The following is a 13,975-nucleotide window of genomic DNA, read 5'->3' on the forward strand; positions in this document are numbered from 1 at the left end:
AGGATGCCTTTTTTGCGTTTAATGTTGTAGTCATTCCAATAGCTCCACAGGCTCCAATAGTTGGAGCGCTTATGATTGGGCTGAAGCGGGCCGGGATCAGGCTATTCTTTATGCTGGTTCCATTCCATCAGCTGATGCTGCAAATGGACAATTAGCTTGTCTACATCTTGTAGAAAAGTGTCTCTGGCTTCCGTTTCCATGCTTTCAAGTGCTTTCGCCAGCGGCGGTGCGCCCGCAGCCTCCAGCGTCGTCATTAACTGCTGAAGCTGAGCGAGAACAGATGGCATCCCATCAAGTCTCGCTTCTCCTTCGGAGGCTGCGAGTGTCGCTGCGGCGGAGGCAGACGGAGCCGCTACAGGCACATTAGCAGCTGCCGATTGGGCGGCCGATACAGCAGTACTATCAACAGAAGCCGTATTAGCAGCAAGCGCAGCGCTATAATTAGGCAGGTTGTCCATTGCGCCGACCAGCGGCTGTTCTTGCTGCACCACAGACGGCTGCTCCATAGGCTGCTGCACAGATTGCGGCTCGGCTTGTAACGAAGCAGCTTTCTTTTTAGGCTCTGCCGGCTGGGCGGGCTTGGCTCGCTCGGCTTTGTTATTCTGGCGAACGGACCATGTTTCGAGCAGTCCAGGGCCATTTTTAAACAGCAGCTTCTCTTTCGTGCTTGCAGAAATCTCTGGGTCCTTGAATAGCTTGGCGATTTTCTTGACATCGCTGACGGGCATCTCGTCACGCGCGAAAATAAGCGCGAGCGGGTCGCGCAGCTCCATTGGCAAGTCTTTAATCGGAAGCAGCTGATCCTCCGTCAGCACATCCTTGCGGATTGCTGTGCCGCTGACGATCCGCTTCTTAACCGCGCTGCTGAATTTGAGCAGCTCGCATTTATTTTTAATATACGATTCCGGCTTGCTGAGCTTGCTCGCAAGAAATTTAACGGAGCTGCTAAACTTTTCGTTGTTCAGCAGCTTGTGAAACGCCTCCGCCTCTTCAATCGGCGAGAAGCCCTCGCGCGTCAAATTTTCGGCAATTTGCTCCAAATAAATATCCAATTCATTGGTCATCGTTGAGACGATGCAAGGAATGGTCCGCTTCCCAAGCGCGATGCAAGCTTTGTATCGGCGGTTGCCATATATAATTTTGTAGCGTCCGTTATCTGTTTTTCTGACTTTGATCGGCGACAGCAGGCCAAGCTCCTCAATGCTAGTGATGAGCTCTTGCAGCGACTGCTCGTCGAATTGGTAACGGGGCTGATCCGTATCTTCATCAATCAGATTAATATCCATTTGTATAATGTCCATATCTACTCTCCTATCTGTCAACCAGGCTTCCATACCGGCGTGGCAGGGCTTATAGGCCAACCTTAATTATATAACAAAGAAGGCCTTCGAGGGAATGAAGGCCTTTGAAATAACTGGATTTTATGCTTCTATTTCACTATAAAACAGTCGCTGCCTGCAAAAGAAGGCTTCGTTTATTCACCATTATTCACAGTGGCTCGGTTTTGAAGCGGCCAATGAGTGCATTCAGCTCTTTAGAGAGCTGGCGCAGCGATTCCGCTGAGAGGCTGATTTCATTCATCGAGGCAAGCTGCCGCCCGGAAGCGTCAGCGACCTGTTCAAAGCGCGAGGCCGACCCGCGGGAAATGCTCTCCATATCCTCGATGGAGGCAGCGACCTCCTGCGATCCAGCGGACAGCTGCTCGGAGGCGGCAGATACTTCATGCAGGCGCTCATTAATGGTGCCAATGCCGGAATGAATGGAGGCGAACGATGCCCCTGCCTCCTGTACAGCGCTGAGTCCTGCGAGCACTTCCGCGCTGCTCGCTTCCATCTGCCTAGACAAATCAGAAGTATGGCGGACAATTTCTGCAATGAGCGTCGCCACATGCTCGGAGGATTCCTGTGATTGGGTTGCCAGCTTTCTCACCTCGGAGGCGACGACGGCGAAGCCGCGTCCTTCCTCGCCCGCACGGGCAGCCTCGATTCCGGCGTTGAGGGCAAGCAAATTGGTCTGTGCGGCAATCCCCTTCATAATCGAAATAATTTCGACGATTTTACCGGAATGCTGCTCCAGCTGTGCAGACGTATCGCTCATTTTGGAAGTGGCGGCATGAATGGTGTCCATCCGCTGAATGACAGCGGCAATCGCTCCCTCGCCACTTTTAGCGCTGCTGGTCGTTGCTTCCGATACGGACGAGACGATGGCAGCGGAATGGGCAATATGCTGCATGCTTGAGGTTATCGCCTCCATCGCATGCGTAACTTCCCCGACGCGCACGACCTGTGCAGCAGCTCCCTCAGACGTTTGCTGAATGCTGTCCGTAATCGTAACGCCTGCTTCCTTCGTCGCAAGGGAATGAGAAGAAACCGCTTCGGCGGCGGTTAGCAGCCGATCAGAGCTGCTGCGTATGCCGCTAATGACTGTGCGCGTATCTTCAACTAATGCCTTGAAGGCGGCTGCAAGCTGCCCGACCTCATCCTTGCGGTCTAAATCAATAGCGACCGTCAAGTCGCCGCTGCCGACGCGAGCAATCAGCTTTTTGAGCTGAACGAGCGGCCCTGTCAAATAACGGGCGAGCAAATAGACGAGCAACAGACTGAGCATGAAAATTGCTAGCGCCATCCAAATCATCGTATTGCGATTTTGCTCCATCAGCTCGTAAACCTTCGTAGCATCGAGATCAGCGCCTACGATTCCAAGCAGCTTGCCATCAGCAGACATAATCGGTACATAAGCGGATAAAGTTTCCCCATATTCATCCTGAGTCAGCTCGCCAATGCTGGGCTTCATCTCTTGAAAGGCTGTAATCATGCCAGTATAGGGATTCTCTTCAACCGAGCCGAAGGAGGAAAAATCATCCTCTGCTGCGTCCTGGGGGGCGCCATCCACAACATAAAAGTAGACAGGCTGTCCCCCCTCTTCACGCATGCCAAGCGTATACAAATATTTTAAACCGTTCGCTTCACGCATATCATTAAGCTGCGTACGCAGCTCATTGTAATAATCGGTCTGCTCCATGCCTGCGCTGAGCTTATCATATTGCTGTGTATCAACAAGGCTGGCTGCCCGCTCAGCAACGGATTGTGCTTGCATCCCCATTGAATTTTCGACTAAATGAGCGGAGGAACGATACAAGGTAATTCCAAGCACTGAGCCAATAATAAGCAAAATAATCGAGAAAAACATAAAAATACGCATAAACAAGCTATTCATCAATGAAAGCAGCCTCCCTGGCATCTTTTGCAGCAATAGTCCGTAAGTCTCACTACCTATATGTATCGGCAAAAATAGTAAGCGTTATTAGGGAGGGGAGAGGGTCGATCACAAACAAACAGAAATATGCTATAATCGCACCATAAGAATCATTTATAGAAAGTGGAGCATACCTTATGTTTGCGATAGAGAGAATCAAAAAAATCAAACAAATTCTAATAAAAGACAAGCGCGTTGACGTTGTGGAGCTGAGCGAGCGTTTCTCGGTGACCGAGGTAACGATTAGGCGAGATCTCGACAAGCTGGAGCAGCAAGGTTTTTTGGTGAAAATATATGGCGGTGCCGTGCTGAATGAAGAAGATCAGCCCGGTATGCCGACACTGGTCGAGGAAGATAAGCTGCAGGGCGAGAAGCGGCTTATTGGGCAAATTGCCTCGCGGCTTATTGAGAACGGCGAAGCGATTTTTATCGGGACGGGTACGACTTGTCTGGAAATAGCCCGGCACTTGAAGGATAAGAAGGCGACGGTTGTTACGAATGATCTGCTAGTTGCGCTAGCGCTCAAGGATACGCCAGGAGTGAAGGTTATGCTGACGGGCGGCGATTTAATTGCGGGCACCTCGACGCTCATAGGCGGCTTTGCGCTGCAGACGCTAAGCGGCATTTATGTGACGAAGGCGTTTATAGGCGTTAAGGGAGCTCATTTTCAGGCAGGCTACACAGTAGACAGCTATGAGGAAGCGATGATGATTCAAGGCGTGCAGCGCATGGCGGGCGAAATCGTAATCGCAGCGGATTATACGAAATTTGATGCGCCGGGCTTTGCGAAGCTTGGAGAGCTGACGATGGCAAGCAAAGTCATCACAAATAAACAGCTGCCAGCCGAATACAAAAAATATTATTTTGATCATGCAATCAAGCTGTATACGACGTTTGAGCTGGAGTAGTCGTGCGGGGGAGAGAACGAACTTGAGCGAATTATTGACGCTGCGAAATATTAGAAAGCGCTTTAATGAAACGACGGTGCTGGATGGCATCCATTTGACGATTGAAAGCGGTCAGGTTCACGCGATTATTGGGGAAAATGGGGCGGGTAAATCGACGCTGATGAAAATATTAGCCGGACTTTTTCCGCCAGACGCTGGCGAAATTTCACTTTGCGGAGAGCTTGTCAGCATCGGCAGCCCGAATGAGGCGCAGCAGCTTGGCATTGCGGCCATTCATCAGGAGCTGCGGCTGTTTCAGGATTTGAGCATTGCGGAAAATATTTTTATGCGCCGCGAGCCCTTGAAGCCGTTGTTATGGCCGAAGTTAATCGACTGGGAGCTGCTGCATGAGCAGACTGCAAGCTACTTGCAGCAATTTGGTATGGCGGTCGATGCCCGGGCGCGCGTAAATACACTGTCCATCGGCGATCAACGCTTCGTTGAGCTGATCAGAGCGCTATCTCAGCAGGCGCGCATTATTATTATGGATGAGCCGACGGCTGCGCTGAACAATCAGGAGTGTGAGCGGCTGTTCAAGGCTATTCGTCATTTGAAGCAGCTCGGGGTAGCCATTCTGTACATTTCTCATCGTATGGAGGATCTCCAGCATATTGCGGATCAGGCCACGCTGCTTCGTGATGGCGCAGTGCTTCGGACCTGGCGCATGGACGATACCGCAAGTATGCCAGAAATTATCGAGGCGATGGCAGGCAAGGAGCTGTATAATCGCTATCCGAAGCTGAAGGTGCAGCTAGGCGCTGAGCTGCTTCGTACGGAAGGACTCAGCTTGGCGGGAAGGCTGAACAATGTCAATTTGAGCTTGCGCAGAGGAGAAATTTTGGCGATTGCCGGGCTCGGTGGCGCGGGGAGGCGAACGCTCGCCAAGGTGCTTTTTGGCATAGAGGGGCCGTATGAAGGTGCCATTCATTTGAATGGGCGCTCCTTTAGAGAGATGACGCCGCATAAGGCGAAAGCAAACGGCATTTGTTATGTGACGGGTCTGCATTCGGAGGAAGGGCTGATCTTGAATGCGCCGATAGCGGAAAATATTACGCTGACTAATCTTCCGCGTGTGTCGCGGGCCGGGTTTATTCGCAGCGGCCAGGAGGCTGCTTATGCCAAGGATTTAATGGATCGCCTGGAAATTACAGGCGAAGAGACGGAGCAGCCGATGCACCTTAGCGGCGGCAAGCAGAAGAAGGTTATTTTAGCCAAGTGGCTGTTCAGCAATGCCCGGATTTTTATCATTGAGGAGCCGACGGCGGGCATCGACGTCGTTTCCAAAATCGACATTTACAACATTATGAACGAGCTGGTGCTGTCTGGGAAATCAATCATTATGCTGTCCTCCGATATTCCAGAAATGCTCGGCATGTCGGACCGAATTGCCGTTATGCATGGCGGCTCGATCCGCCATACGATGCTAAGAGAGGAAGCGACGCTTGAGCGGATATTGCATTATGCTTCAGGCGGCGAGGCAAGTCATAATAAAAGTAACTCTTAAACAAGGATGGTACAAAGATGTCATATCCAATAGTCAGATTCATTCGAAATAATGAATTACCTGAGATTCTCCAGTTGTATAAACATTTAAATAAAGACGATCCTGATTTAGACTTAGAAGAGATCGGAGAAATTTGGAATGCGATTTTAAATGATGAAATGATGAAGATCATTGTTGTTGAATATGGTGGCATAATTGTTGCGACCTGTGTATTAACATTGATCAAGAACTTAACGAGAAGCGGAAGACCATACGGATTGATAGAAAATGTAGTTACACATTCGGATCATAGAAAAAAAGGGTACGGACGATTGGTTTTAAATAAAGCTATTGAAATTGCAAGGGAGAGGAATTGCTACAAACTTATGTTAATGACAGGGTCTAAGAGAGAGGAAATTCATAAATTTTATGAAAGCTGCGGTTTCCAGCAGGGGGTTAAGACTGGATTCATTATTAAGATGATGTAGCTTATGATTCAACAGCACAGAAATTATTAACTACAGTATGGCTGCGATGAGACGAAAAAGAGAGATCAGTCTGCTTCTTCAAGCAGAGCTAATCTCTCTTTTTTTCAGTGCCGATAAAGCTATTTCCGCAGCTCGCTATACTGCCGATGAATCCGGTTCTCGGGGTTCCGATCCACCGTATATAGCACGGCGAGAAAAAACCATTCCAGCGGCTTCATCAGCAGGTAAACGACATCGGCAGACCATGGCTGATTGATGTGCTTGCTGAGCGGATAGCCGTATTTATCGTAGCAGCGGCGGATGATTTTATGCGTTCGCGGCGCGTATTCCTCGATAATATTTTCAAAAGCATTCGCAACCAGCAGTTGGCGGTTGACGACGATTCTGGAGCCGTGCCGCAGCCCGGCGCGCAGCGGCTTGACGATTTTGCGATGCCCTCTCACCGAAACGGTGCATAAATAATGGCCGTCTCCTGGCACGATAACGGGCGGAGGTGCTGGCAATTGCGAATAATGAAAGCTGCTCGTCTCGAGAAATACGCGGATGAAGCTATCGGGGCGCTGCCCGAACAGCATCAGCAGCAGCTGGACGATTAGCATGACTGGGAAAAAAGCAATCGACCAGAGCAGCGGCAGCCGGGAATATTTTTGGCGAAAATAGTCCAAGCACCGCAGCCATTTGCTGCTGTACACGATCTCTTCTTGCTGGGAGCTGTGCATAAACGCATTGGCGGAATGCTTAAGCTCAGCGACATATAGTCCGATTAAGCAAGCGAAGCCTAAATGCAGCAAAATAATAGGAGTGGCTCCAGCGGAATCATCACCGTAACGGCCGAAGCCGATATGCGCGAAATACAAGATAGCGAAGATGACATTGGCAATGAGGAGAACAGAGGCTGCTGCAAAAAGAATTGGCGACAAAGCCCCCCTAGTTAATTTTAATGCCCAATAGGCGAAGCAGCTCAAAATAAAGCTGCAAATAACGGTCACGACATAATCATTGGACAAAGTAGCGTAGCCATTCAGAAAGTTCCCCGTTAGATCACTCTGTTGCAGCGGCAAGCCTCCTGCTATACCATAGCTGTTGAATAAAAAGCCTAAACCTATAAACCCCGCCATGGCGATGAAGCACAGAATCTCCATTATTGTCACATAAACCTTTTTAACGGCTGTGCGTTCATTTACAATCCAGCTGCGAATCATTAATACGATGGAACTGACCGGGAAAAGAAAGATAGCAATAAATAATAGCAAATAAAAAAGCAAACTCTTCTCTCCTTCATTGAGGCGGACAACGATGCTGTTAATCCCCTTTGTATGTATCATCTATCCTCTCATATTTACCCAATTCCGGTCTAGCCGACGCGAATTTTTTTTTCGAAACAGCCATTTTTAAAAAAGGAGTTGCGCGAATCATGTAGAAATGATAAATTAACGAACATGAACAATCACAAAAGAAAGTAAATGAACATCTAAAGTGACTGGAAAAAGCTATTTCATGTTTGCTTTAAATAAGCTGACGAATAGGAGCAAGCCGATGGAGCCATATGTTTTAGAATTGAAAGCGATTACAAAAATATTTCCCGGAGTGAAGGCGCTGAGCGATGTCATGTTCCAGCTGGCACCCGGCGAAATCCATGCGTTAATGGGTGAAAATGGGGCAGGCAAATCCACCTTCATTAAAATCATTACCGGCGTGCATGCGCCAACTGAAGGCGAGATGTATGTGAATGGACAGAAGGTACAGTTTCAAAGCCCGAATGACGCGAAGCGGCTCGGCATTGCCGCGATTTATCAGCATGTGACCTGCTATCCGGATCTCAGTGTGACGGAAAATATTTTTATGGGTCATGAAAAGGTTCAAAAAGGGACGCGCCGCATCCGCTGGGGCGAGATGCACAAGGAAGCGCAAAGGCTGCTGGATGACCTTGGCGCAAAATTCAGCCCGCGTACGCTGATGGGCTCGCTAAGCGTAGCGGAGCAGCAAATCGTCGAAATTGCGAAAGCGCTGTCAACCGATGCGAAAATCATCATTATGGATGAGCCGACAGCGGCGCTTACTAAGCGGGAGAGCGAGGAGCTATATCGGATCACAGAGCGGCTGCGGGATCGCGGTGCTTCGATTATTTTTATTTCCCATCGCTTCGAGGATATGTATCGCCTAGCTAGCAAGGTGACCGTGTTCCGCGATGGCAAATATATCGGCAGCTGGAAGGTCGATGAAATTGACAATAAGGATTTAATCGTCGCCATGGTGGGCCGTGAAATTACGCAGCTGTTCCCGAAGACGGAGGCGACGCTTGGGGATGAGGTGCTGAGGACGGAGGGGCTGGGCAGAACGGGCTATTTCGCAGATATTTCCTTTTCGCTGCGGCGCGGAGAAATATTAGGCTTTACCGGACTTGTAGGCGCAGGCCGCACAGAGGTATTCCAAAGCCTGTTCGGCATTGATGCGTATGACAGAGGACAGGTGTTTGTGAAGGGTGAGCCGGCTCGAATTGAAAATCCGCAGCAGGCGATGAAGCTTGGCATTGGCTATTTGCCTGAGGATCGGCAGAAGCAGGGGCTGGTGCTGGATTGGGAAATTTCGCGCAATATTACGCTGACCTCGCTTGAACGCTTCGTCAGCAAGGGCTCGCTGGATACGGCGAAGGAGGAGGAGGAAGCGGTTAGGCTGGCGCAAAAAATGAACGTCAAGGCGCCGAGCATTTACCAGCTGGTCAGCTCGCTGTCGGGCGGCAACCAGCAGAAGGTGGTATTCGCCAAGCTGCTGACCGCCGACCTCGACATTCTCATTCTCGATGAGCCGACGAAGGGTGTAGATGTTGGCGCAAAATCAGCCATCTATGAAATTATTAGCACTCTGGCAGGGCAAGGCTACGGCGTCGTTATGATTTCCTCGGAAATGCCGGAAATTATCGGGATGTGCGATCGGGTCGCGGTGATGCGCGAAGGCCGGATTACGGCGATGCTCGGTCAGGGCGAGGTGACGCAGGAAAATATTTTGCAGGCGGCGATGGAAAGCCGCAGCCCGAATGAGGCGCTGGCTTAGCGAAGTCGAGCTTAAGCAAGAGCAGTTCGCTTCCGCTGCTGATGCGGGGCCATACGCAAGCGTTATTTTTGAACAGAGAATAGTCCATTATGAACGAAAAGGGTGGGACGGCAATGGCCGAAACAAAAATGGCTGCCAAGGGGTTAGTGAACAAGCCAGCAGAGAAGCAGTCGCTGAGCGCTATGGTCGCGAAGTTTCGTGAGCTGGGATTGTTAGCATTTATTATTGTGCTGTCACTCCTCGTGCAGCTGCGCAATCCAAGCTTTCTAACGCTGGAAAATATGAACGATATGATTACGAACACGGCAATCTTAAGCATTTTGGCGGTAGGCATGATGCTCGTCATCATTACGAGAGGCATCGACCTGTCGATTGGGGCGACGCTGGCGCTATCAGGCATGGTTGCTGCGCTGACGGTTAACGCGTTCCCAGAGGTCAATCCGCTGATTGCGATTTTGCTGGGAACAGCTGTCGGGCTAGTGTGCGGCGTCGTACTCGGGTTTCTCATTGCAAAAATGGGCATTCTCCCGATTATCGCCACACTCGGCATGATGAATGTGTTTCGCGGGCTGACCTTTATGGCGAGCGGCGGCAAATGGGTAAGTGCCCATCAAATGCCAACAAGCTTTAAAGCGATTGCCACAGGCTCGATTTTTGGAATTAATACGCTGATTGTTATTGCAGTCGTCATTTATATTGTGTTTTATTATTTCATCAATCACACCCGTACCGGCAGACAAATATATGCGGTGGGCAGCAATCCAGAGTCGGCGAAAATAAGCGGCATTCGCAATGACCGGATTTTATGGCTCGTCTATTCGATTATGGGCGGCTTATCTGGTCTTGCAGGCGTGCTATGGGTATCGAAGTTCGCTTCAGCGCAAGGGGATACAGCTATGGGCTACGAGCTAAGCGTTATCGCAGCTTGTGTACTTGGCGGGGTTAGCATTGCAGGCGGCTCGGGAAAAGTGTCCGGTGTTATATTAGGCTCGATATTGCTCGGCATCCTTAATAATGCACTGCCGCTTATTAATGTATCGCCTTTTTGGCAGATGGGCATTCAAGGCTCGATTATATTGATCGCTGTTATTACGAATGCGCTCGTTAAACGGGGCGTTGACCGCAATAACCTCATGAGGAGGAACATTTAACGATGGAAACACGTGTCATTTCGGGCAGCCGGGCCTTTTCATGGAAGCGCTTTTTTATGCAATGGGAATGGATGCTGGTGCTGATTTTTATTGCCGTAAACATTATGAACATGAATTTGTCGGAGTATTATTGGAGCTTTGACAGCCTCAGGGATGCGACGATGACCTTTCTCGATAAAGCCTTTATCGTGCTGCCGATGGTGCTGATCATTATACTCGGGGACATTGATATTTCTGTAGCGTCGATTGTTGCATTATCCTCTGTCATTATGGCCGATCTCTATAACTCGGGCGTTCCCATGCCGATCGCAATGCTCATTTGCCTCGGTGTTGGACTTGTATGCGGCTTCATTAATGGCCTATTAGTCGTCAAGTTCAAGGAGCTCTCCTCGGTCATTGTGACGCTGGCAACGATGATCATTTATCGCGGCATCGCTTATATTTTGCTTGAGGATCAAGCGGCAGGCAAGTTTCCCGACTGGTTTAGCTTTCTTGGCTGGGGCTATGTTGGCCCGGTTCCATTTATCCTTATTGTGTTCGCAGCATTTGCGGCGGTGTTCATCGTGCTGCTGCACCGCACAACCTTCGGACGACGCATCTATGCGATGGGCAATAATTTGACAGCCAGCCGCTTCTCGGGTATTCGCGTCGACCGGATGAAAATTATCGTCTTCACCTTGGCGGGCCTAATGGCGGCAGTTACAGCGCTATTCCTCACCTCGCGTATGGGCAGCACAAGGCCGAATGTGGCAACAGGCTATGAGCTGGATGTTATTGCAATGGTTGTGCTCGGCGGTATCAGTACAGCGGGTGGAAAAGGACGAATGATTGGCGCGATTTTGGCCGTGTTCTTAATCGGCTTCCTGCGCTACGGCCTCGGTCTGGTCAATGTGCCCGCACAAGTGCTGCTCATTATTCTTGGTTTGCTGCTTATCGTAGCGGTTATGCTGCCGAAGCTGAAGCTGTTTTCTCTTACAAGAAAGGAGAGCAGCTAAGGACAAAGGCGCGGTTGTAATACCGTGTAGAGGTAAGGGGATGCAGAGTAATTGCAGAGCGGTAAACGGCAGCATTTTTAACAGGAGCGGGAGTGGCAGCAGAGAGCAGAGCGTTTCGTTTGCGGCAGCCTGCCCGACTCATCCGGAAGAAATGCAGCTTTTTATATATATACATTAAAGGGAGGCAATACAGATGAAGAAGGTTGTAGCGACATTTTTGACAGTGATTATGGTGTTAACGCTTTTAGCCGCATGCAGCACATCGACGAATAAAGCAGGAGAAACGAGCAGCGATGCCGGGGCGAGCGGCGGCAAGAAGAAATTTGCAATCATCTTTAAAAATACAGGCAACCCTTACGGCGAAAAGGAGATGGAGGGGTTTCAGCAGGCGATTGAGGAGCTTGGTCACGAAGCGATTTTGAAGGCACCGGATCAGCCAACTGCCGAAGCGCAAATCCAAATGATTGAAGAGCTGATTTCGCAAAAGGTTTCAGCTATCGCCATTGTAGGTAATGATCCTGATGCCCTCCAGCCAGCATTGAAAAAAGCGATGGACCAAGGCATTAAGGTGCTCTCGCTTGATTCCGCCGTTAACGGTGAAAGCCGTATGGTGCATATTAACCAAGCTGACCCAGAGCGGATCGGGCGTGTGCAAATACAGGCTATTTCCGATATGATCGGCGGTAAAGGGCAAATTGCGGTACTCAGCGCAACCTCTCAGGCGACGAACCAGAATACATGGATTGAATGGATGAGAACGGAGCTGGAAGACCCGAAATATAAAGAAATCGAGCTAGTGAAGGTTGCTTACGGCGACGATCTGCGGGATAAAAGCGTATCGGAAACAGAAGCACTGCTTAAATCATATCCTGATCTTAAGGGCATTATTGCGCCAACGACGGTAGGAATTGCAGCAGCAGGCAAAGTGCTGACCGACAAAGGACTGAAGGGCAAAGTGCATTTGACAGGTCTTGGCCTGCCGAGCGAAATGGCGGAATACATTGAAAGCGGCGTAAGTGAATGGATGTACTTGTGGAATCCGCTCGATGTAGGCTACTTGTCCGGCTATGCGGCTGATGCGCTCGTCAACGGTACGATTACAGGCGAGGTAGGCGACAAATTTACGGCAGGACGTCTCGGCGATAAGGAAGTCATTGTCGACATTGGCGGCACGCAGATTATGCTAGGCGATCCGTTTAAATTTGATGCAGCCAACATTGCCGAGTGGAAGGAAGTTTACTAAAGCTAAACGAGGCTAAGAACGAGGCGTGCTCTCCTATATGGCAGAGAGTAAAGTATGCAGCCGTTGGAATGCGATTACGTCAAAAATGGTGCAAGGCTCCTTTGATTTTCAGCAACAAGAGCCAATTAAGCGGCCGCGCAAAATTTTTTTTCTGAAATAGCGTTTCGAAGCGATCCACCTCAGTCCCTGTCGTTATGCGGTTTCCAAGGTAAAGTGTTGCCCTGCTGCATAAAAGTACGCATAAGGTCAACACTGTTTCTCTAGACCCACTCTGGTTTAGTCGGGTATGATACCTTTACTTGGAGATCATTAGGAAATGAGGTAAGGACGCTTTGGATCAGTATGAAAAAATCAAGCAGGGCGAGAAGGGTGCTTGGCTCAGCATTGCGACGTATTTGACGCTGACTGCATTAAAGCTAGGAGGCGGCTACTATTTTGCTTCAGGTGCGCTCGTTGCGGACGGTTTTAACAATTTAACGGATATTGTGGCTTCGCTTGCGGTGCTTATCGGGCTGCGAATTTCACAGAAGCCGCCGGATAAAGATCATCCTTATGGACATTTTCGGGCAGAGACGATTGCCGCGCTGATTGCGTCCTTTATTATGGCAACGGTCGGCATTCAAGTATTGATTACAGCTGTCGGCTCGTTGTGGTCGGGAAAAGAAGCGGCGCCATCGCTTAACTCGGCTTGGATCGCTATTTTTTCTGCTGTCGTCATGCTGAGCGTTTATGTTTACAATCGGCGGCTGGCGAAGCGGATTAACAATCAGGCGCTGATGGCGGCGGCAAAGGATAATTTATCCGATGCGCTCGTCAGTACGGGAGCTGCGATTGGTATTATCGGCGCTCAGTTTGGCCTTCCATGGCTCGATCCAGTAGCGGCAATTGCGGTTGGTATTATTATTTGCAAGACGGCTTGGGAAATTTTCTACAGCTCGACCCATGCGCTGACGGATGGCTTTGACGAGAATGAGCTGACGACGCTCAGGGCGACGATTGAACGTACGAAAGGGGTTAAATCCATTAAGGATATTAAAGCCCGCGTTCATGGCAGCAACGTGCTGGTTGACGTCATTGTACAGGTTGATCCCGAGCTCACACTGATCGAAAGCCATGTCATTTGTGATGACATTGAGCATCGCATGGAGCGCAAGCACAATATTATGAGTGTTCATGTCCATGTAGAGCCCCATGAGCTTGATGGTGTCAAATTCGAGTGAACGGTCGAAAAAGTTGTCGAATAATAGGGATGTAATTGTTCCCAAGGGAAAATAATCCATTTGATATGATGCTTTAGTCTTAAATGAATTTTGTGACTATAGACTTACTTTCCAGAGCTAGTAAATCAAGCATTAAAGTCAG

Annotated in this window: 11 protein-coding genes; 8 read left to right on the plus strand and 3 right to left on the minus strand. The window is 49.6% G+C overall.

Annotated elements, in window-relative coordinates:
• Positions 1–101 precede the first annotated feature (101 nt).
• Entirely contained in the window at positions 102–1,301 is a 1,200-nt protein-coding gene (locus V5J77_RS05800) for a ParB/RepB/Spo0J family partition protein (RefSeq protein WP_338554839.1), read from the minus strand.
• 187 nt (positions 1,302–1,488) lie between these two features.
• Positions 1,489–3,216: a methyl-accepting chemotaxis protein gene (locus tag V5J77_RS05805; RefSeq protein ID WP_338556581.1), complete on the minus strand. Its 1,728-nt coding sequence runs from the start codon at positions 3,214–3,216 to the stop codon at positions 1,489–1,491.
• A gap of 176 nt (positions 3,217–3,392) precedes the next feature.
• Between V5J77_RS05805 and V5J77_RS05810 the strand changes: the two genes are divergently transcribed.
• The 3 genes from V5J77_RS05810 to V5J77_RS05820 are packed head-to-tail and all read left to right on the plus strand — an operon-like array spanning position 3,393 to position 6,173.
• Entirely contained in the window at positions 3,393–4,163 is a 771-nt protein-coding gene (locus V5J77_RS05810; protein WP_338554840.1) for a DeoR/GlpR family DNA-binding transcription regulator, read from the plus strand.
• Positions 4,164–4,185: 22 nt separating this feature from the next.
• Positions 4,186–5,706, plus strand: a complete 1,521-nt coding sequence (locus V5J77_RS05815) for a sugar ABC transporter ATP-binding protein (protein WP_338554841.1) — start codon at positions 4,186–4,188, stop codon at positions 5,704–5,706.
• A 17-nt stretch (positions 5,707–5,723) separates the two neighbouring features.
• Positions 5,724–6,173 carry a GNAT family N-acetyltransferase gene (locus tag V5J77_RS05820; protein WP_338554842.1) on the plus strand — a complete coding sequence of 150 codons (450 nt, stop codon included), beginning with the start codon at positions 5,724–5,726 and terminating at the stop codon, positions 6,171–6,173.
• Positions 6,174–6,292: 119 nt separating this feature from the next.
• On the opposite strand, the gene V5J77_RS05825 is transcribed toward V5J77_RS05820, so the two are convergent.
• Positions 6,293–7,498: a DUF6688 family protein gene (locus V5J77_RS05825; protein WP_338554843.1), complete on the minus strand. Its 1,206-nt coding sequence runs from the start codon at positions 7,496–7,498 to the stop codon at positions 6,293–6,295.
• 211 nt (positions 7,499–7,709) lie between these two features.
• On the opposite strand from V5J77_RS05825, the gene V5J77_RS05830 reads away from it, so the two are divergent.
• The 5 genes from V5J77_RS05830 to V5J77_RS05850 all read left to right on the plus strand — a co-directional run bounded on the left by V5J77_RS05830 (position 7,710) and on the right by V5J77_RS05850 (position 13,833).
• The gene (locus V5J77_RS05830; RefSeq protein ID WP_338554844.1) at positions 7,710–9,224 is read left to right on the plus strand and encodes a sugar ABC transporter ATP-binding protein; all 1,515 of its coding nucleotides are present in this window, start codon (positions 7,710–7,712) and stop codon (positions 9,222–9,224) included.
• A gap of 113 nt (positions 9,225–9,337) precedes the next feature.
• Positions 9,338–10,375, plus strand: a complete 1,038-nt coding sequence (locus tag V5J77_RS05835) for an ABC transporter permease (protein ID WP_338554845.1) — start codon at positions 9,338–9,340, stop codon at positions 10,373–10,375.
• Positions 10,376–10,377: 2 nt separating this feature from the next.
• A complete protein-coding gene (locus V5J77_RS05840; protein WP_338554846.1) occupies positions 10,378–11,370 on the plus strand; it encodes an ABC transporter permease in 993 nt (330 codons plus the stop codon).
• Between the two features lie 193 nt (positions 11,371–11,563).
• Positions 11,564–12,613, plus strand: coding sequence for a rhamnose ABC transporter substrate-binding protein (rhaS, locus tag V5J77_RS05845; RefSeq protein WP_338554847.1), 1,050 nt, complete (start codon positions 11,564–11,566; stop codon positions 12,611–12,613).
• A gap of 332 nt (positions 12,614–12,945) precedes the next feature.
• Positions 12,946–13,833: a cation diffusion facilitator family transporter gene (locus V5J77_RS05850; protein ID WP_338554848.1), complete on the plus strand. Its 888-nt coding sequence runs from the start codon at positions 12,946–12,948 to the stop codon at positions 13,831–13,833.
• The last annotated feature ends 142 nt before the right edge of the window (positions 13,834–13,975 follow it).

The organism is Paenibacillus sp. KS-LC4, assembly GCF_036894955.1.
Lineage (GTDB): Bacteria > Bacillota > Bacilli > Paenibacillales > Paenibacillaceae > Pristimantibacillus.